The organism is Acidipropionibacterium virtanenii (genome assembly GCF_003325455.1).
Classification (GTDB): Bacteria; Actinomycetota; Actinomycetes; order Propionibacteriales; family Propionibacteriaceae; genus Acidipropionibacterium; species Acidipropionibacterium virtanenii.
The window spans coordinates 651636-668128 of the sequence record NZ_CP025198.1 but is presented as its reverse complement, the minus strand read 5'-3'; the positions used below and the strand labels follow the sequence as shown (position 1 = coordinate 668128).

General features: G+C 67.6%; 16 protein-coding genes, 1 tRNA gene and 1 pseudogene. 8 read left to right on the top strand and 10 right to left on the bottom strand.

Annotated elements, in window-relative coordinates; translation table 11 throughout:
- Nucleotides 1–2 precede the first annotated feature (2 nt).
- Nucleotides 3–485 (top strand): phage holin family protein, encoded by a 483-nt coding sequence (locus JS278_RS02940; protein WP_114043894.1) that lies wholly within the window; start codon nucleotides 3–5, stop codon nucleotides 483–485.
- 94 nt (nucleotides 486–579) lie between these two features.
- Here the strand turns inward: JS278_RS02940 and JS278_RS02935 are convergent, their stop codons facing one another.
- From JS278_RS02935 to nth, 3 genes are all read right to left on the bottom strand, one after another.
- Nucleotides 580–1116 (bottom strand): NUDIX hydrolase, encoded by a 537-nt coding sequence (locus JS278_RS02935; RefSeq protein WP_181833868.1) that lies wholly within the window; start codon nucleotides 1114–1116, stop codon nucleotides 580–582.
- 134 nt (nucleotides 1117–1250) lie between these two features.
- Nucleotides 1251–1910: a TlpA family protein disulfide reductase gene (locus tag JS278_RS02930; protein ID WP_147243134.1), complete on the bottom strand. Its 660-nt coding sequence runs from the start codon at nucleotides 1908–1910 to the stop codon at nucleotides 1251–1253.
- On the bottom strand, nucleotides 1907–2560 hold the full coding sequence (gene nth / locus JS278_RS02925; protein ID WP_114046078.1) for an endonuclease III: 654 nt from the start codon (nucleotides 2558–2560) through the stop codon (nucleotides 1907–1909). The genes JS278_RS02930 and nth overlap by 4 nt, the downstream gene beginning before the upstream one ends.
- Nucleotides 2561–2822: 262 nt before the next feature.
- Here nth and JS278_RS02920 point away from each other — a divergent pair, with 262 nt between their 5' ends.
- Nucleotides 2823–3524, top strand: coding sequence for a Crp/Fnr family transcriptional regulator (locus tag JS278_RS02920; RefSeq protein WP_114043891.1), 702 nt, complete (start codon nucleotides 2823–2825; stop codon nucleotides 3522–3524).
- 14 nt (nucleotides 3525–3538) lie between these two features.
- On the opposite strand, the gene JS278_RS02915 is transcribed toward JS278_RS02920, so the two are convergent.
- The 3 genes from JS278_RS02915 to JS278_RS02905 all read right to left on the bottom strand — a co-directional run bounded on the left by JS278_RS02915 (nucleotide 3539) and on the right by JS278_RS02905 (nucleotide 4504).
- On the bottom strand, nucleotides 3539–3994 hold the full coding sequence (locus JS278_RS02915; protein ID WP_114043890.1) for a RidA family protein: 456 nt from the start codon (nucleotides 3992–3994) through the stop codon (nucleotides 3539–3541).
- A complete protein-coding gene (sp36, locus tag JS278_RS02910; RefSeq protein WP_114043889.1) occupies nucleotides 3991–4167 on the bottom strand; it encodes a Sp36 family protein in 177 nt (58 codons plus the stop codon). Before sp36 ends, JS278_RS02915 begins: the two co-directional genes overlap by 4 nt.
- Nucleotides 4168–4243: 76 nt before the next feature.
- Entirely contained in the window at nucleotides 4244–4504 is a 261-nt protein-coding gene (locus JS278_RS02905) for a WhiB family transcriptional regulator (protein ID WP_245935176.1), read from the bottom strand.
- Between the two features lie 230 nt (nucleotides 4505–4734).
- Here JS278_RS02905 and JS278_RS02900 point away from each other — a divergent pair.
- The 3 genes and pseudogenes from JS278_RS02900 (at nucleotide 4735) to JS278_RS02890 (ending at nucleotide 8231) form a co-directional block, all read left to right on the top strand.
- Nucleotides 4735–7142: pseudogene (locus JS278_RS02900) on the top strand (transglycosylase domain-containing protein).
- A 52-nt stretch (nucleotides 7143–7194) separates the two neighbouring features.
- Nucleotides 7195–8118: a metallophosphoesterase gene (locus JS278_RS02895; protein WP_181833812.1), complete on the top strand. Its 924-nt coding sequence runs from the start codon at nucleotides 7195–7197 to the stop codon at nucleotides 8116–8118.
- Nucleotides 8119–8157: 39 nt separating this feature from the next.
- Nucleotides 8158–8231 (top strand) — tRNA-Pro (locus JS278_RS02890).
- 82 nt (nucleotides 8232–8313) lie between these two features.
- On the opposite strand, the gene JS278_RS02885 is transcribed toward JS278_RS02890, so the two are convergent.
- Both JS278_RS02885 and JS278_RS02880 read right to left on the bottom strand, forming a co-directional pair.
- Nucleotides 8314–9375 carry an ATP-binding protein gene (locus JS278_RS02885; protein ID WP_147243133.1) on the bottom strand — a complete coding sequence of 354 codons (1062 nt, stop codon included), beginning with the start codon at nucleotides 9373–9375 and terminating at the stop codon, nucleotides 8314–8316.
- Entirely contained in the window at nucleotides 9327–9827 is a 501-nt protein-coding gene (locus JS278_RS02880; protein WP_147243132.1) for an AAA family ATPase, read from the bottom strand. Before JS278_RS02880 ends, JS278_RS02885 begins: the two co-directional genes overlap by 49 nt.
- 444 nt (nucleotides 9828–10271) lie before the next feature.
- Here JS278_RS02880 and JS278_RS16145 point away from each other — a divergent pair, with 444 nt between their 5' ends.
- From JS278_RS16145 to JS278_RS02865, 3 genes are all read left to right on the top strand, one after another.
- Nucleotides 10272–10835 carry a TFIIB-type zinc ribbon-containing protein gene (locus JS278_RS16145; protein WP_220150026.1) on the top strand — a complete coding sequence of 188 codons (564 nt, stop codon included), beginning with the start codon at nucleotides 10272–10274 and terminating at the stop codon, nucleotides 10833–10835.
- A 21-nt stretch (nucleotides 10836–10856) separates the two neighbouring features.
- The gene (locus tag JS278_RS02870; RefSeq protein ID WP_114043886.1) at nucleotides 10857–11984 is read left to right on the top strand and encodes an SPFH domain-containing protein; all 1128 of its coding nucleotides are present in this window, start codon (nucleotides 10857–10859) and stop codon (nucleotides 11982–11984) included.
- 72 nt (nucleotides 11985–12056) lie between these two features.
- Nucleotides 12057–14036, top strand: coding sequence for an alpha/beta hydrolase family protein (locus tag JS278_RS02865; protein WP_114043885.1), 1980 nt, complete (start codon nucleotides 12057–12059; stop codon nucleotides 14034–14036).
- A 23-nt stretch (nucleotides 14037–14059) separates the two neighbouring features.
- Here the strand turns inward: JS278_RS02865 and JS278_RS02860 are convergent, their stop codons facing one another.
- Both JS278_RS02860 and mmuM read right to left on the bottom strand, forming a co-directional pair.
- A complete protein-coding gene (locus JS278_RS02860; RefSeq protein ID WP_114043884.1) occupies nucleotides 14060–15550 on the bottom strand; it encodes an amino acid permease in 1491 nt (496 codons plus the stop codon).
- A complete protein-coding gene (mmuM, locus tag JS278_RS02855) occupies nucleotides 15543–16490 on the bottom strand; it encodes a homocysteine S-methyltransferase (RefSeq protein ID WP_114043883.1) in 948 nt (315 codons plus the stop codon). The genes JS278_RS02860 and mmuM overlap by 8 nt, the downstream gene beginning before the upstream one ends.
- Between the last annotated feature and the right edge of the window lie 3 nt (nucleotides 16491–16493).

The following is a 16493-nucleotide window of genomic DNA, read 5'->3' as shown; positions in this document are numbered from 1 at the left end:
CCATGGCAGAAACGCGCCAGCTCGGCGAAATCGTCGCCACGCTCAAGAGCGACGGACAGTCGCTGATTCAGGACAACATCGCGTTGGCGAAGGCTGAACTCAAGCCCGCCGCGATCCATGCCGGGATCGGGGGTGGAATGTTCGGCGGCGCGGGATACTTCGCGATCAACGCCGCGACGCTGCTCTACCTGTGCGGCAGCTTCGCCCTGAGCCTGTGGGCGCAGTACCTCTGGGAATGGGATCTTCTGCTGTGCCTGGTGGCGGGCTTCGGCGCCGGTGGCGTCATCCTGCTGGTGCTGGCCGGCATCCTCGTCCTGGTCGGCAAGTCGCAGATCTCCAAGGTCGAGCCGCCCCGCCAGACCGTCCTCGAGGCCAAGCAGAGCGTCGCCTCGCTGAAGTCGGCGTTCCAGCACGGCAAGTACAACGCCACCTCGGCGGCTCTGGCCGAGAAGGAGCACAAGGACGCGGTCCACAGCCGATCCTGAGTTCCGCCCGACCTCGATCTGAAGCACCGTCCCTGCTCGCAGGGGCGGTGCTCCCGTCCCGTGCTGCCCCCGGTGCCGGACTCGCCGCCGGGACTCAGCCGCGCAGACCGCCGAGATAGTCGTCGGGGATCTCCACTGTCCGGCTGCGGTTCCACTGGCGCGACCATCCTCCCCGGACCAGCAGGCGGTCGAGCAGCTGGGCGGTGAATCCCCAGACGAACAGGTCGGGGATGAGGAAGGCGGGCCCGGTGAACCCGGAGGGATGCCGCGCCCGCGCCCGGTTCGCCGGATCGGCCAGATCGACCATCGGTACGCGCCGGACCGACGCCACCTCGGCCGGGTCGACGACGCCGAGCGGCCCCGACCCGTCCCAGCTGGCCACCACGGTGGTGACGTCGGCGGAGCTCACCGCGATGTGCGAGGTGGGCATGGTGCCGACCACCCGGACTCCCCCGACGTCCACCCCGACCTCCTCGTGGGCCTCGCGCAGCGCCGTCTCGACGAGTGTGGTGTCTCCGGTCTCGGCCCTCCCGCCGGGCAGCGAGACCTGACCGGCGTGATACCTGAGCGTCGCATTCCTCCTGGTGAGAACGATGTCGGGCCGGGTGGAGTCGCTGATCAGCGCCAACACCGCCGAGGGGCGTCCGCCTCCGGCGCGGCGTCCCTGGATCGGCCCCGCGTCGTGGCCGGTGGTCCGGATCGAGCGCACCAGAGTGCGCAGGGATCCGAGATCGGAGCCGGCGACCTCGCCGACCGGTTCTGCACTCATGACACCTCCAGGTCCTCGCGGACGGCCCGCCTCAGCTGGTCGGCGGACGTCCATGCGCCGTCCAGCCGCCGGGCAACCGTGCCGTCCGCCCTTACCAGTAGCGTCACGGGGAGCCCGGTGATTCCCCACGCGGACTTCGTGACGGCGTCCCGGTCCTCCAGCTGGGGATAGGTCCAGCCGGCCGCGGCGGCGAACCCGATGCCGTCATCCGAACTCCGCTCCCCGTAATCGATGCCGAGGAAGCCGACCTTCCCGTCGAGTTCGCGGCTCACCGTCGCCATCATGGGCGCCTCGGCGCGACAGGGCCGGCACCAGCTGGCCCACATGGTGATGACGTGCGGATGCCCGTCCAGCTCTCCACTCACCGAGACCTGCGGGGCGCCGCCGATACAGGCCAGGGTGAGCGCCGGCAGCCGGGATCCTGCGACGGCCCGGCCCCTTGCGGCACCGCTCGACTCGGCACTGCTCGACGCGCTGGCGGAGGATCCGGCGGGGACGTCGCAGGAGGCCAGCCCGGCCGAGGCCCGGGCGGCACTGGCCTCAGCGGCGCCGGCCCCCGCGCCCCTGTCGTCGGATCGCGTCTGCCCCGCCTCGACGCAGCCGCTCAGCAGGCAGCAGCCGGCCACCACCGCCGCCATCGCCCGGCCGCTTCTCATCGGCGCGGCTCCCTCACCAACAGGGCCGCCGCCCCGGGATCGGTGGGCCCCTCCCCGAAGGAGGGGCACAGGGCCGCCACCGGGCAGGCCCCGCATGCGGGGCGTCGGGCGTGACAGCGACGCCGTCCGTGCCAGATGACCCGATGGCACACCATCACCCAGTCGTCCGGATCGAAGAGGGCGCCGACATCGGTCTCCACCCCGCCGGGGGTCGTCGACGTCGTCCACCCCATCCGCCGGGAGACGCGCATGAGGTGGGTGTCGGGGGTGATCCCCGGCACCCCGAAGGCATTGCCCAGCACCACATTGGCCGTCTTGCGACCCACCCCGGGCAGCGTCACGAGGCTGCCGAGATCTCCCGGCACCCGGGCGTCGAAGCGCTCCACCAGATCGGCCGACAGCCCGACGATCGCGGCCGCCTTGGTGTGGAAGAAGCCGAGCGGCCGGATCACCTGCTCGACGTCGGCGACAGCCGCCCGGGCCAGCGCGGCCGGATCGGGCCAGAGTCCGAAGAGCACCGGCGTCACCTGGTTGACCCGGCGGTCGGTGGTCTGCGCCGAGAGCACCGTGGCGACCAGCAGCTGGAAGGGGCCGTCGAAGTCCAGCTCGCATCGGGCGTCGGGGTAGCAGACGCTCAGCTTCTGGTACATCTGATGGGCCCGCCGGCGGGTGATCGTGCCGGTCGAGGTGGGTGCTGCCATGCCGCCAAGACTAGGAGATCGCGCCAACGCGATGCCTTCGTCGCCCGGTGCGGGCAACCCGCACGGTCCGGCGTCCGCGGATGAGGCGGCGGAACCCCGGACACGATGCAGTGAGTGGGCCGATGACGGCAAGAATTGTGACAACTGCCACAATAGGGGGCGGTTCACCGGAGCGATTCCGGACTGTGCCCCCGATGCCGGAAGGACATGCATGACGAACGTAGTGGCCACGGCTGCGACGCAGCCCTTCTTGTCGATGCTCGATGCGAACTCGACCGCCCGGATCATCTCGCTGTCCGAGGTGATCGTGTGCTCCCGTGGCTCGGTGCTCTTCGAGGCCGGCGATCCGGCCGCAGATCTCTACCTGGTCGTCGAGGGCAAGGTGAAGCTCACCCGGCCCACGAGCGGCATCGCCAGCCCGCATCGCGAGTCGCTGCTGTGGCTGATGGGGCCGGGCGACATGTTCGGGGAACTCTCCCTGGTCGACGGCGGGACCCGCTCCACGACCGCGACCACGCTCACCCGGGCCAGCCTGCTCCGGGTTCCCGGCCGGGATCTGGAAGACCTCGTGGAGTCGCGCCACGACGTCGCCCTGGCGCTGCTGGGCAGGATGAGCGAACGACTGCGCCGCTCCGACAACACCACCGCCCACTTCGTGGTGGGCGACGTCCCCAGCAGGCTCGCCTACATCCTCACCGACCTGGCCGAGCGGTTCGGCAGGCACGATCCGTCGACCGGTCATATCGTCGTGCGCCACGATCTCACCCAGCAGGAACTGGCGCAGGCGGTCGGCTCCTCCCGGGAGACCGTCAACAAGGCGCTCACCGACTTCACCCAGCACGGCTGGATCACGGCCAGACCCCGGACCGTGACGATCCTGGATCTGGAAGGTCTGAGGCTGCGCACCAGCTGAGGGCGGGTCGCGGCTCAGACCTCGACGGTCAGCTCCACCTCCACCGGGGACCCCAGGGGCAGCACGGCCACGCCGACTGCGCTACGGGCATGTCTGCCCGCATCCCCGAAGATCTCGCCCAGCAGGGCCGACGCCCCGTTGGCGACGCCGGCCTGGCCGGTGAAGCCGGGTGCGCTGCTGACGAAGACGATCAGCTTGACGACTCTCGTGATGGCGTCGACGCCACCGGCCACTGAGGCGGCCGCGGCCACCGCGTTGAGGGCCGCGAGGCGCGCCTGGGCGGTCGCGTCCCCGGCGCTCACCTCGGCCCCGACATGCCCGGTGGCCGACAGTTCGCCGTTGACGAAGGGCAGCTGTCCCGCGGTCACGATCTGATGGCCGCTGCGGATGGCGGGGACGTAATCGGCGACCGGTGCGGCCACCTGCGGCAGCTCGATGCCGAGCCCGGCGAGTGTCTCGGAGGCGCTCATCGCTGATCCTGGCCGGCCGGGGGCACCGGGCGCTTGAAGTAACCCACCAGGGACTCGGGATTCGGGCCCGGCACCACCTGGACGAGCTCCCAGCCGTCGGCCCCGAAGTTGTTGAGGATCTGCTGCGACATGTGCACCAGGATCGGCGCGGTGAAGTATTCCCATCGAGTCATGACGTCACAGTAGCGAGCGGGGCACGCCGATGGCGAGGGCCTCGCTGCGCCATGACCGCCCCTCAGTCCGGATCGCTCACTCCGCGACGGCCTGCTGTCTGGAGACCGAGTCCTCACCGTCGGGGAACTCCGACTCGAGGACGTCGCGCCAGCAGGTCACGCCCGGCCGCTCGCGCAGCAGGCGGCGTCTCTCCCGCTCGGTCATACCGCCCCACACGCCCCACTCGATCCTGTTGTCCAGGGCCTCAGCGAGGCAGCGGGCACGCACACGGCAGTCCACGCAGATCCGTCGCGCCCTGCGTTGCTCCTTGCCGTCGGGGAAAAGAGCATCCGCCATTCCGCGACAGTTCGCGAGTAACGTCCAGTCGTCATCATCGTCGCCTGTCACGTGACACACGCTACGCTGAACGCCCTCCCAATGACAAGGCTCATTGCCAGACACTGTGGAAGCACTGTCGGATCAGTAGGAAGTCGGGGAGCCGCGGACCCGGTGCGACCACGCCTTTCCTCGACGCGTCCCTTCCCCGGGTGACAAGCGGATTCGGGACCCGGCACCACCGCTGAGCGATGTTCCCAGTATCCTCGCGTACCCTTGGGCCCATGGGTTCCCCGAAGTCAGGCACGCTCTACTCGTTGGCCATGTTCGGAGTCGTCAGTGTCCTGGCGGGTCTGTTGATGGCCGGCTTCGTGGTCCCCGGCGCGGCGATGACCGGCGCCGTGGCACGGGCGGGCGCCGACGCACTGGAGGATCTCCCCACCGATATGGACATCGGCCAACAGGCGCAGCGCTCCCAACTCCTGATGGCCGACGGGACCGTGCTGGCGACCTTCTACGCCGAGAACCGGGTGGATGTGTCGCTGGGGCAGGTGGCTCCGATCATGCAGAAGGCACAGGTGGCCATCGAGGACAACCGGTTCTTCGAGCACGGCCCCATCGACTTCCGCGGCACCTCGAGGGCGCTGATGTCGAATGTCGCCGGAGGCTCCACCCAGGGCGGCTCGACCCTCACCCAGCAGTTCGTCAAACAGGTCCGCATCGAGGCGGCCGAGGCCAAGGGCGACAAGGCCGGCGTCCAGGACGCCCAGGAGCAGACCCTCTCCCGCAAGATCCAGGAGCTGCGGTACGCCGTGGCCGTGGAGAAGAAGTACTCCAAGAAGCAGATCCTGGAGAAGTACCTCAACATCGCCTACTACGGCGACGGGGCCTACGGCGTCGAGGCGGCCGCCAAACACTACTTCAACACCACCGCGGCCAAGCTCACACTGCCTCAGGCGGCCCTGCTGGCCGGGCTGGTCCAGAACCCGACCGCCACCGATCCGGTGAACAATCCCGAGGCGGCGATCACCCGCCGCAACACGGTGCTCAGCCGGATGGCCCAGCTCAAGATCATCACCACCGACGAGGCCGAGCAGGCCAAGAAGGTGGCCTTCGACAAGTCCAAGGTGGTCCGCGCCAAGAAGGACTGCATCGCCTCGAAATACCCCTTCGTCTGCGATTACGCCAAGCACGCCCTGCTCAACATGCCCGCCCTCGGGAAGACGAGGGAGGAGCGGCAGACGCTGCTCAACCGCGGCGGGCTGACGATCCGCACCCTCATCGATCCCAAGGCGCAGGCCTCCGCGGAACGAGCGGTGGCCAACATGGTGGGGCCCACCGACCCGGTGATCGGAGGCACCGCGATCGTCCAGCCGGGAACCGGCCTCATCATGGCCATGGCCCAGTCCCGCCCCGAGATGGGCACCGGAGCCGGCGAGACCTACTACAACTACATGGCCTCCACCGGCATGGGCGGGGCCGAGGGCTACCAGGCGGGTTCGACCTTCAAGACGTTCACCATGGCCGCTGCACTGCAGAAGGGCTTCCCGATCCGCACCCGGTACACGGCGTCCTCTCCCATGGACTTCACCGGCGACACCTTCACGAGCTGCTCGGGGGGTTCAAGGCGGGTGACTTCGAAGTGAGCAACTCGGTCGGGCACTCCACGAATATCGATCTGTACGAGGCCGCCGCCTACTCGGTGAACACCTACTTCGTGCAGCTGGAGCGCGACACCGGGCTGTGCAATGTGACCAACATGGCCAAGAAGGCCGGCGTCCAGCTCGCCAACGGCAAGGACATCGTCAAGGAGTACCAGTACATCCCCTCCTTCACCCTGGGCACCGCCGAGGTCACCCCGCTGTCGATGGCAACCGCCTACGCCACCTTCGCCGCTCGCGGCAACCACTGCGACCCGGTGATCCTGAAGTCGGTCGTCAACCGTGATGGCAAGTCGCTGACGGTGCCCAGTGCCGGCTGCAAGCGGGTCGTCTCCCAGTCGGTGGCCGACGGCGTCAACTCGGTGCTGCAGGGAGTCATGAACGGCACCGGCGCCCCCGCGACCATCCCGGGCGGATACCCGCAGGCCGGCAAGACCGGCACCACGGACTCCAACGAGGCCGTCTGGTTCGCCGGGTACACGCCTCAGGCCGCCGGGGTCGCCGTCATCGCGGCGGACAAGACGAACTCCCGGTACCGGGGACGCGAGTACAAGTCGATCAAGGGGCTGTACCTGAGCACCGGCCAGTATCTGCAGGGCTCCGGAGGCGGCGACGCCGGTCAGATCTACCGGACGGCGATGGCATCGGTGCTGCGCAACAAACCGAAGACCTCTTTCACGGATCCGAGCAACACCATCGTCAACGGCAAGCAGGTGAGTGTTCCCGACACCAGCGGCATGTCCTTCGACGAGGCGAAGGCGGCTCTCACGAAGGCGGGCTTCGGGACGTCCACCTCCCGCGTGTACTCGGACTACCCGGAAGGCACCTTCCTCGGGGCCTACCCGAGCAGCGGCACGGTGAGCATGGGCACGACGATCGAACTGCGGATCTCGGCCGGACCCGCGCCGGAGCCGAAGCCCACGGCGACCAAGAAGCCGTCGGCGACCAAGAAGCCGAGCCAGCGGGGTGGCAGCGGCGGCTCCACCGGCGGGCGCTGACGCCGTGAGGGGCGTTGACGCCGCGGCGGGACCGTCGCGCAGACTCGGCTCCGTGCTCGGCCGGACGGCACTGGCGGGCGCCGCGGTGGCTGCGGCGGGGTTGGCCTGGGGGGTGACGGAGGCCCACCTGTTCACCCTGAGACGGGTCGAGGTTCCGGTGCTTCCGGCCGGGGCCGACCCGATCCGGGTGCTGCACATCTCCGACATCCACCTGCTGTCCAGGCAGCGCCGCAAGCAGGAGTGGGTGTCGCGACTGGCGGATCTGGATCCCGACCTGGTGATCAACACCGGCGACAATTTCTGCTCCGACGACGCCCTCGCACCTCTGCTCGACTCCCTGGGCGGGCTTCTGGAGAGGCCAGGGGCCTTCATCTTCGGGTCGAACGACTATCTCAAGCCGTACTTCAGGAACCCGCTCGGCTACCTGGTGCACGGCCGCTCGGTGCACTCCGAGGAGGACTCGCCCCCCGAGCTCGACCACGAGGGGCTGCGCGGGGCCCTCACGGCGGCCGGTTGGCTGGATCTCAACGACCGGCGGGGACGCCTGGAGGTGGCGGGGCGCACCATCGCGTTCCGCGGCACCGACGACGCCCACCATCACCGCGACCACTACGAGAAGGTGGCCGGGCCGGCCGAGGACGCCGATCTGAACATCGGCGTCACCCATGCGCCCTATCTGCGGCTGCTCGACGCGATGACCGCCGACGGGATGGACATGATCTTCGCCGGCCACACCCACGGCGGTCAGGTGTGCCTGCCGTTCAAGGGGGCCATCATCACCAACTGCGACATCGATCCGGCGCGGGTCAAGGGCCTGTCGGCCCACGAGGCCGGCGGCAGGTCGGCGTGGCTGCACGTTTCTGCGGGGCTGGGCACCTCTCCCTTCGCCCCTTACCGGACGTTCTGCCGGCCCGAGGCGAGCCTGGTGACGCTGGTCCCGCGATTGGTGCCTGAGGGGTCAACTGGTCTAAGCTGACTCTCGGTCTTGAGGGCTGCAAGCAGCTCTGGAGTCCATCGGGGTGTGGCGCAGTTTGGTAGCGCGCTTCGTTCGGGACGAAGAGGTCGCAGGTTCAAATCCTGTCACCCCGACAGATGGTCAAGGGCCCGCCGCTGTGCGGGCCCTTGGTTTCGCCCCCGGTCGTTCACCGCTCCTCCGTCGATCCCGATCAGGTCACTGCCCTGATCCGAGCCGTTCCAGGTCGACCAGCTCGACGTCGGAGCGTCGCCGCGCCGCATCGGCGAGTTCGGCGTCGAAGCCCGAACGCCCGAAGACCAGGAGCCGGGCGTCACCAGCCCTGTAACCGCGTCCGATCAGCAGATCGCGGATCCTCTCCAGCCTGTGCAGATCGACGACCTTGCGCGGCGAGTCGGAGTCCTTGGCCTCCCCGAGGGCCAGGATTCGGGCGTGGGGGTCGTGCAGAGCCTGATCGACGGGCAGCGCCACGACGTCGACCTCGTACTGGGACCTGCCCCTGGCGTCGTTGACGACAGTGGTCCCGACCTGCCCGGCCGGGCCGCCGAGAGTCTCGGTCGCGGCATACCGCGCCACCCACTCGCGGGCGACTTGTTCGAAGGCGGGGCCGTAGATCTGGCTGCGCAGGGTCGGCTCGGCCTGCTCGAGTGCTCGTCGACCTCGGCGGTCCTCGTAGACGGCACGGTACGGGTCGATCACCAGGTCGGTGAACCGGACGATCGGGTCGGCGACCTCCAGGACGGGTCTGCGCCGCCGCAACACATCCTCGCGACGTCGCAGGAATCCTGCCGTCCGGAGAACACTGAGAGCATGGGAGAGAGCGGTGACCTGCCGCCCGACGCGCGCCGCGATCGCGGTGGGGGTGTGGGCACCGTCGGCGACCGCGCCGAGTATCGAGTGGTAGAGCGAGCGCTCCACGATCCGCGGATCCTCTCGGAGCAAGTACTCGGCCTCCGAGAACAGGGCGTGGCTCGGATTCGCCACCGTCTGCAGGAGCAGCTCCCGCAGATCTCCGGACGACTGCGGCGAGGCGGTCCCGATGAGATCACGGTATCCCGGGGTTCCGCCCAGGATGGCGTACAGGTGCAGTGCAACCAGAGGGTCCTCGATGCCGTAGTAGCCCGCGGTCTGCCGGTAGTCGAAGGGCCCCAGCCGGAGGTCCAGTTCGGCCCGCCCACGTAGCGCCTTCGTGCCGGAGAGCAGCTCGGCCATCACCGACAGGGAGGATCCGCAGACGATGACGTGCCGTGATCGAGGCATGTCCCCCGCGGGTCGTCGCCCCCGAGTGAGTCGCCCGCAGTCGCCTGATCGTGGCTCGCATCGATGAGGGACTGCAGCACCGAGGGGATCGCTCTTCCTGGAGCACCGGCCATGAGATACGGCAGCTCGTCGATGATGAGCAGGTCCTCGGGGCTGCTGAGCGCCAGGCGCAGGGCCTCGTTCCAGTCCGCGACGCGTAACTGGCCGCGTGAGAGTCCTCGACGTGATCCCAGCAGGTCCGTGAATCGCTGCAGGGCCGGGCCCGGTTCCTCCTCGAGGGCCATGTGGTAGATGCCGTTGCGCTGCGCGGCGAGTCTGCGCAGCATGAAGCTCTTCCCCGTGCGGCGGCGTCCATAGAGGATGCCCAGATGCACGCCGGGCGAGGACATCGCGGCGAATCCCTCCAGGTCGGACCACTCCGCGTCACGGTCGAACAAGTCTGCTGGCCTCATGTCTGCTCATGATATATAACTCCAGTTAATATAACTGGAATTATATATTCTTACGATCAGAGCCATGCCGCCCAGGATCGGCCGCAGTCCGGCACACCGGAAGACATCGGTGAGCACTTTGCCCGGGTTCAGGTCGACCAGGCGGCCCTTCCCGGCCCGGTTGCCGGGACCAGGCTCTGACAGGACGAGCAGGGCCGCCAAGCAGACCCACCAGCTCGGTGAGGCCCGATCTTCCCGTGCGCACCACCGTCCGATGCCGTCTCGTGGGACGGTTCGCCGGCGCACCCGACCGCGGGAACGGAGGCAACCCGGTGCGCGGCCGGTTCACGGCCCCCCACAGAGAGAGGGCCAGGACAGAAAACCCGGTGCATGCTACCGGAGGGCATGGATTGATAGACTCGTTGGCGCTGTCAATCCCGAGGACCAGAGGAGAGGGGACCGCTGATGACGGCGAGTTACAGCCTGCAGCCGAATGAGGTGGTGCTGCTCAAGGATGAGCACGTGATGCACGACGGAATCTGGCCAGCCTACGCGGACGAATTGACCCTGACGAACCACAACTTAGTCCTGCTCAAGAGGGGCACATTTGGCAAACCCAAAGGCTTCCTCATCCTTCCCCTCGATCAGATCAAGGTCTACCAGGGTCGGGCGCAGGCGATAATCGGGGAGGCGAGCAACGGATCGACGACGCTCGACGTGTACCTCCTGAACGGACAGGAAAGGTTCATATTCCAGGCCGGCGGCAAGAAGAAGCTAAAGAAATGGGTTGTCGCGATCAACGATGCCGTTACACATCCGGAGAATCTCAGCAGCCAGAAGACCAATAATGCGCTTCCAGGCGCTGAACTCGTCGCCGGAGCACTCAAGGACACATTCGACGTCTTCAAGTCCAAGTTCGCCTCCCATGTCCAGATCTCAGTCAAATGCTCGTCCTGCGGCGCTCCGGTATCGGGTGCCCGAGGAACGTCAGTCGCTTGCGAGTACTGCGGTTCGACGCAGCAGCTCTGAGCCGCACGGAAGGAGTTCATCATGGGTGTTGTCCAAGCATTCGCCGGAGCGCTGGGCGGGACGTTCGCCGATCAGTGGCAGGAGATCATCACCGCCGGCCGATTCGATGAGCACACCGTGGTCGGACCCGGAGTCCTCCAGCAGGCAACCAACGGTCGCGGATCCAGTGTCCGAGGCTCCGCCGACATCATCTCGGACGGATCGAGGATCTTCATCCCCGAAGGCACGGCTGCGTTCATCTTCGGCCAGTCGGGCATCGAGGATGTGATCTGGACCCCCGGAGGGTATGTGTACCAGAACGGGATGCCGAGCGTCTTCAATGGCGATGACGTCTGGCGATCCATGACGAGTCAGACGACCCAACGACTCCGCTACCGCGGTCAGGCACCGGAGCAGAGGTACGTGGAGTTCATCAATCTTCGGGAGATTCGTGGCATCAAGTTCGGGACGCCGGCACCGATGCTTTACCACGATCAGTTCTACGATGCCGACCTCGAGATCCTCTCCCATGGAACTTTCTCACTTCAGGTCGTCAATCCCGTCGCATTCGTTCAGAAATTCCTTCCCCCGAACTGCCGCCACTACACATTTGCCAGCCCAGAAGCCCGTCGGCAGATCTCGGCAGAATTCATACAGGCGTTCGTCAGTGCCATCAACTCACTGTCATCAGTCTATCGAATCTCGGAGCTGCCCTCGCATTCTGAAGAGATCTCCCGAGCGATCGCAGACGACAGCGCAGCCCTCGGCGCATGGATCGAGCGGTTCGGCCTCGACGTCGTCCAGGTAGCCATCGAGAGCATCGAGTTCTCGCCGGAGTCTCGGGAGATAGTGAAGAGGTACTCGAAGAAGAGCATGAACCTCGCACTTCTCGAAGGAATTTCTCGTCGAGTGTCGAGTATCGCTTCTCAGCACCGAATCGCCCAGAACATGAGGAATCACCGTGTCGATAGTGACGATGACCCTGTTCCAGGGATCGATCCAGGCCGGTCGCATCGACCTCAGATCGGTGCTCTTGAGGCGGCCTCCACGGCTTCACCATCGCTCAACGAGCAGGTCGATGCGGTCAAGAAGTTGAAGGAGCTGCTCGACGCCGGGATCCTCACGCAGGACGAGTTCGATTCGAAGAAGAGCAAGATCCTGGGGCTCTGAAGCCCCCCGCGGAAACGACAGTCCGAGGACACGGACCATCGTTCCGGAAGCACTGACACCGAGGAGCCGATGATGTCCGAATCCCCCACGCTGCTGTTCCTTCACGGCATCGGGTCTGGAGACCGGGAGAACGGCTGGAAGGCGCCCCTGACCGAGACACTCACCGGGCTCGGTCATCCTGGCCTGGACGGGATACCGATCATCGCACCGAAGTATCCGCACAGCCTGCGCGGTGTCGATGACGACATCCCGCTCCCCGAACTGACCGTCCAGGCACCGACCGGCGGGGCGGCCAGCAGGAATCGTCGAGCTTTCGAACGCCGGGAGGCTGCGCTCGAAGCCGTGCTCGGCCGGACCGACCGCGGAAAGAGCCGATTCTCAGGAGACGCCGTCGTGGACGGCGCTCTGAACCTTCCCCAGTTCATCCAGGCGACGAACTACCTTCGAGAGCCCCGCATCCGCGCACATGTCCTGACCAGAATCCTCGAAGTCGTACCGACCTCCGGGAAGCTGGTTCTGGTCGGGCACAGCCTGGGATCGGTGATCGCCGCAGATCTTGTACGTCGACTTCCGGCGAGGCTCGACGTCGTGGGCATGGTGACGATCGGCAGCCCGCTGGGCAATGAAGAGTTCCAGGTCGACGGCCTCGGTGGAGTCCTCAAGAGCCCACCGACGAACCTGGGCTGGTGGGTGAACTTCTGGAATCCCGCCGATCCGGTGGCGGCCGGCCGCGGCATCTCCTCGGTCTTCCCCTGGATGATCGACGTCCGCGTCGACTCACGGGTGGATGTTCACGTCCACGATGCGACGCGCTACCTCAGTAGCGAAGCCGTAGCCAGAGCCATCGGGTACGGACTGCACGGATCGCTGGGGAGAGACTTGGCCCGCATCGACAAAGGTGTTGACATCCCACTCAATTCGTTGGAGAACTGGGTGCTCATGGCTCTGCGCTACGGGCACCTCATCGCGGCGAAACTCGAGGGCGACATGCAGGACCGCTTCTCCGGGGCGCTCCGACACGTGCAGGCGGAGACCTTCAGTCGGGTCAGCGAGCGGAGTCACCAGGAGGGACGGCCGCTCCCGGCCGCGATCGCCGACCTCGCGGTCGACCTGTCGGACCCGGACTCGGTCGCAGCTGAGCCGGAGCGCCTTGCGACCATCTCGCACGAGGACGCCGTCGTCGTGCTGGTGAGCCTCGCCACCACCAACACTATTCGGCCCTTCGAGATCAGCGTGAGTCCGGATACCCTGCAGGAGGCTCTCGAGGACCTGAGCATCGAGTTGGGACTGGGACGACAGTTCGGCCGAGACGTCATCGCCGCCGTCGACTCCGCCCGAAAGGAACTTCTGGGAAGCAGGGCCAATTGGATCAAATGGGCCGCTCTCGGCGTCGGCGCCGCCGCTCTTGTCGCCGCCACGGGCGGCCTCGCCCTGGCTGCGGCCCCCGGGGTGGCGGGTGCGGCGGTCCTCACCAGCGCACTGGCGACCTTCGGTCCGGGCGGGATGGTCGGCGGCCTGCTCACGGCGGGAGCGCTCGTCAGCGCCGGGGGCGGTGGTGTCGCCATCGGTCTCACCAGTCCGGCGACCGCCGCTGAGACCGTCGAAGCCGTCGTCTCGTCCCAGCTGGCCGCCGCTCTTCTGAGGCGCCTTCAAGGCCTCGAGCAGGACCCTTCGACATGGAGCAGTTTCACCGAGACGCGGATCGAACTCCAGCGCGAGCACACCCGACTCTCAGTCTTCTCGGACGACTCCGCCCCGGGGTTGAAAGAGCTGGAGCGCAAACTGGACACGGTGGACCGCGCACTGACCCATCTGGAGAAGGAAGGGCTCGCCCCCGCACCTCTTCCCGAATCTGGCAAGAAACCCGCGACACCGCTCTTCGACGCATTCCGATCAGTTGACATCGATGGGGACGGTATCCCGGACAGGCCTCGGGCCCGCGTCAGGGCCGAAGAGGCCGGGTCGGCGATCAAGGGGGCGTTCGGCTCGCTTGTCCGCAGAGAACAGGAGGTCACCCCGGAGGACGGCGACGGCCATACTCCGGTCGAATGAACCTGTACTGGCCCAGACGGCCTTCAGTTCCTGACGTCGGCGTCGCCCGGGCCAGCCTCCGCCGCCCCCTGCGCGGCGTCCTGGACGGGGTCGTTGTGCGGGCTGAACACCCCAGCCCCGTGCCTGATCCTGTAGTACGCCAGGCAGGCCACCGTGAACGGGATCCCGAACCACAGCGAGGCCTGCTGCTCCGGGTCGAGAGCCACCCCGATCAGCGAGGCCACCAGCAGCACCAGGGCGACCACCGGCACCACCGGGAAGGCCGGGGCGTGGTAGGCCAGCGCCCCGGCGTCTCCCCCTCCCCGCACCAGCCGGATCCGGAAGGAGAGCTGCGAGGCGACGATCGAGATCCAGACCGCCACCACCGCGAAGCCGGCGATCGAGACCATCGCCAGGAAGAGGCTTCCCGGCGCGACCACACTCGACAGCAGAGAAGCCACCCCACCGATCATGGAGACGCTGAGCGCCACCAGCGGAATGCCCCTGCGGGTGGTGCGGGCGAAGATCCTCGGCCCCTGTCCCTCGGCCGCCAGGGAGTGCAGCATCCGGGCGCAGGAGAAGAGCCCGGAGTTGCCCGCCGACAGCAGCGCGGAGATGACGACGAAGTTCATGATGTCGGCGGCCGCAGGCAGCCCCGCCCGGTCGAAGACCGTGACGAAGGGGCTCTCGTCCAGGCCGGCGCTCTTGAACGGCACGATGGCGGCGATCACCGCGATGGCACCGATGAAGAACACCGTGAGCCTGATCACCGCGGTGTGGATCGCCCTGGGGATGGTGTGTTGCGGATCTTCGGCCTCGCCCGCAGCCACCCCGATCAATTCCGTGCCGCTGAAGGCGTAGAACACGGCGAGGACGGTGATGAGCACGCCGGTGAGGCCCTTCGGGAAAAGCCCCTGATCGGTGACGAAATTGCCCAGCCCGGCGGCCGGGACGCCGGCGGCCGGGTTGACCCCGATGATGGTGGCAGCACCCACGACGATGACCGCCAGCACGGCGACCACCTTGATCAGCGACAGCCAGAACTCGGTCTCCCCGAAGACCCGGGAGGAGATCGCGTTGATCGTGAACAGCAGTGCCCCGAACACCAGGCACCACACCCATACGGGCACCCCGGGGAACCAGCGCTTCATGAGGATCCCCGACGCCGTCAACTCGCTGCCCAAGGCCACCGCCCAGCACATCCAGTACAGCCAGGCGGTGGTGAATCCCCAGGCCGCGCCGAGATTGCGGGTCGCGTAGACGTGGAATCCGCCGGAGACGGGGTAGACGACGGCCAGCTCCCCCAGGCAGGCCATCACCAGGTAGGCGACGACGGCGCCGATGCCGTAGGACAGCACGGCGCCCAGCGGCCCGGCCTGGGAGATGGTGTAGCCCGAGGAGACGAACAGTCCGGAACCGATCACCCCGCCCAGGGCGATCATCACCAGGTGGCGCGATCTCATGGACCGCTGCAGCGAGGAGTTCTGCGGCTCGACGGCGGCCTGCGGCGGCTCCACGACGACCTGTTCAGCCATTGCTCTCCTGCTTTCCGACCAGTCCGGTCATCGCCTCGATCTCGCGCGGAGTGACCCGGCAGCATCCGCCGATGAACCGCACCCCCGCCTCGAGCAGGTCTGGCACGGCACCGAGCGGTGTGAGTTCGCCCTTCTCGCGTGGCTCCCAGGTACGGGCGATATGGTCCCACCGCTCCCCGCTGTTGGGGTAGGCCATCAGCGGCAGGTCGGTGCCCTCGGCGAGAATCCGCACGGCGGCCAGGGCGTCCTCGGCCTGGCAGCAGTTGACGCCGAGCGCGCCGATGTTGCGCACTCCGGCCAGGACTCGCGTGACCTCTGACAAGTCGGTGCCGTCCCGCAGTTTCCCGTCGGCGACGGTGACGCTGAGCATGGCCGGGAGCGCGGCGTCCGCCAGGCCCTCCGCCAGGGCCTCGACCTCCAGGATGCTGGGGGTGGTCTCGGCGAGCAGGACGTCGGCGTCGGTGGATGCGAGCACCTCGATCCGCGGACGATGCCAGGCGGCGAGCTCCGCGACGGTCAGTCCGTAGTCCCCGTCGTACTCGGTGCCTCTGCCCGGGCCTGCGCCGTAAGGGCCGATGGAGGCGGCGACCCAGCGGTCGACGTCATCCTCGCCATCCTGGGCGGCAGCCTCGTCAACGGCTCGCCGGGCCACCTCGACGCTGCGCCTCAGCAGCTCGTCGGCCTCGTCCCGCCCGCCGCCGATCGCCGCGAGCCCCTCGTAGGTCACCTCGTAGGACGCCGTGGTGGCGATCCGGGCCCCGGCGGCGAAGAAGTCCAGATGGGCCGCGAGCACCTCCTCGGGCCGGTCACGCAGAATCTGCGCCGACCACAGCTGCCCGGTGATGTCGTTGCCCCGGGCCTCCAGAAGGGTGCCGAGCCCGCCGTCGAGGACGACGACGCTCTGCTTCGCGGCGGCGAACAGATCGGTGGGTGGATTCATGGC

Coding starts and splice junctions, on each gene's coding strand:
- JS278_RS02865 (WP_114043885.1), top strand. CDS start 12,057: ATGTCCGAATCCCCCACGCTGCTGTTCCTTCACGGCATCGGGTCTGGA.
- nth (WP_114046078.1), bottom strand. CDS start 2,560: ATGTACCAGAAGCTGAGCGTCTGCTACCCCGACGCCCGATGCGAGCTG.
- JS278_RS16145 (WP_220150026.1), top strand. CDS start 10,272: ATGACGGCGAGTTACAGCCTGCAGCCGAATGAGGTGGTGCTGCTCAAG.
- mmuM (WP_114043883.1), bottom strand. CDS start 16,490: ATGAATCCACCCACCGATCTGTTCGCCGCCGCGAAGCAGAGCGTCGTC.
- JS278_RS02870 (WP_114043886.1), top strand. CDS start 10,857: ATGGGTGTTGTCCAAGCATTCGCCGGAGCGCTGGGCGGGACGTTCGCC.
- JS278_RS02915 (WP_114043890.1), bottom strand. CDS start 3,994: ATGAGCGCCTCCGAGACACTCGCCGGGCTCGGCATCGAGCTGCCGCAG.
- JS278_RS02905 (WP_245935176.1), bottom strand. CDS start 4,504: ATGGCGGATGCTCTTTTCCCCGACGGCAAGGAGCAACGCAGGGCGCGA.
- JS278_RS02940 (WP_114043894.1), top strand. CDS start 3: ATGGCAGAAACGCGCCAGCTCGGCGAAATCGTCGCCACGCTCAAGAGC.
- JS278_RS02880 (WP_147243132.1), bottom strand. CDS start 9,827: ATGAGGCCAGCAGACTTGTTCGACCGTGACGCGGAGTGGTCCGACCTG.
- JS278_RS02885 (WP_147243133.1), bottom strand. CDS start 9,375: ATGCCTCGATCACGGCACGTCATCGTCTGCGGATCCTCCCTGTCGGTG.
- JS278_RS02930 (WP_147243134.1), bottom strand. CDS start 1,910: ATGAGAAGCGGCCGGGCGATGGCGGCGGTGGTGGCCGGCTGCTGCCTG.
- JS278_RS02920 (WP_114043891.1), top strand. CDS start 2,823: ATGACGAACGTAGTGGCCACGGCTGCGACGCAGCCCTTCTTGTCGATG.
- JS278_RS02860 (WP_114043884.1), bottom strand. CDS start 15,550: ATGGCTGAACAGGTCGTCGTGGAGCCGCCGCAGGCCGCCGTCGAGCCG.
- sp36 (WP_114043889.1), bottom strand. CDS start 4,167: ATGACTCGATGGGAATACTTCACCGCGCCGATCCTGGTGCACATGTCG.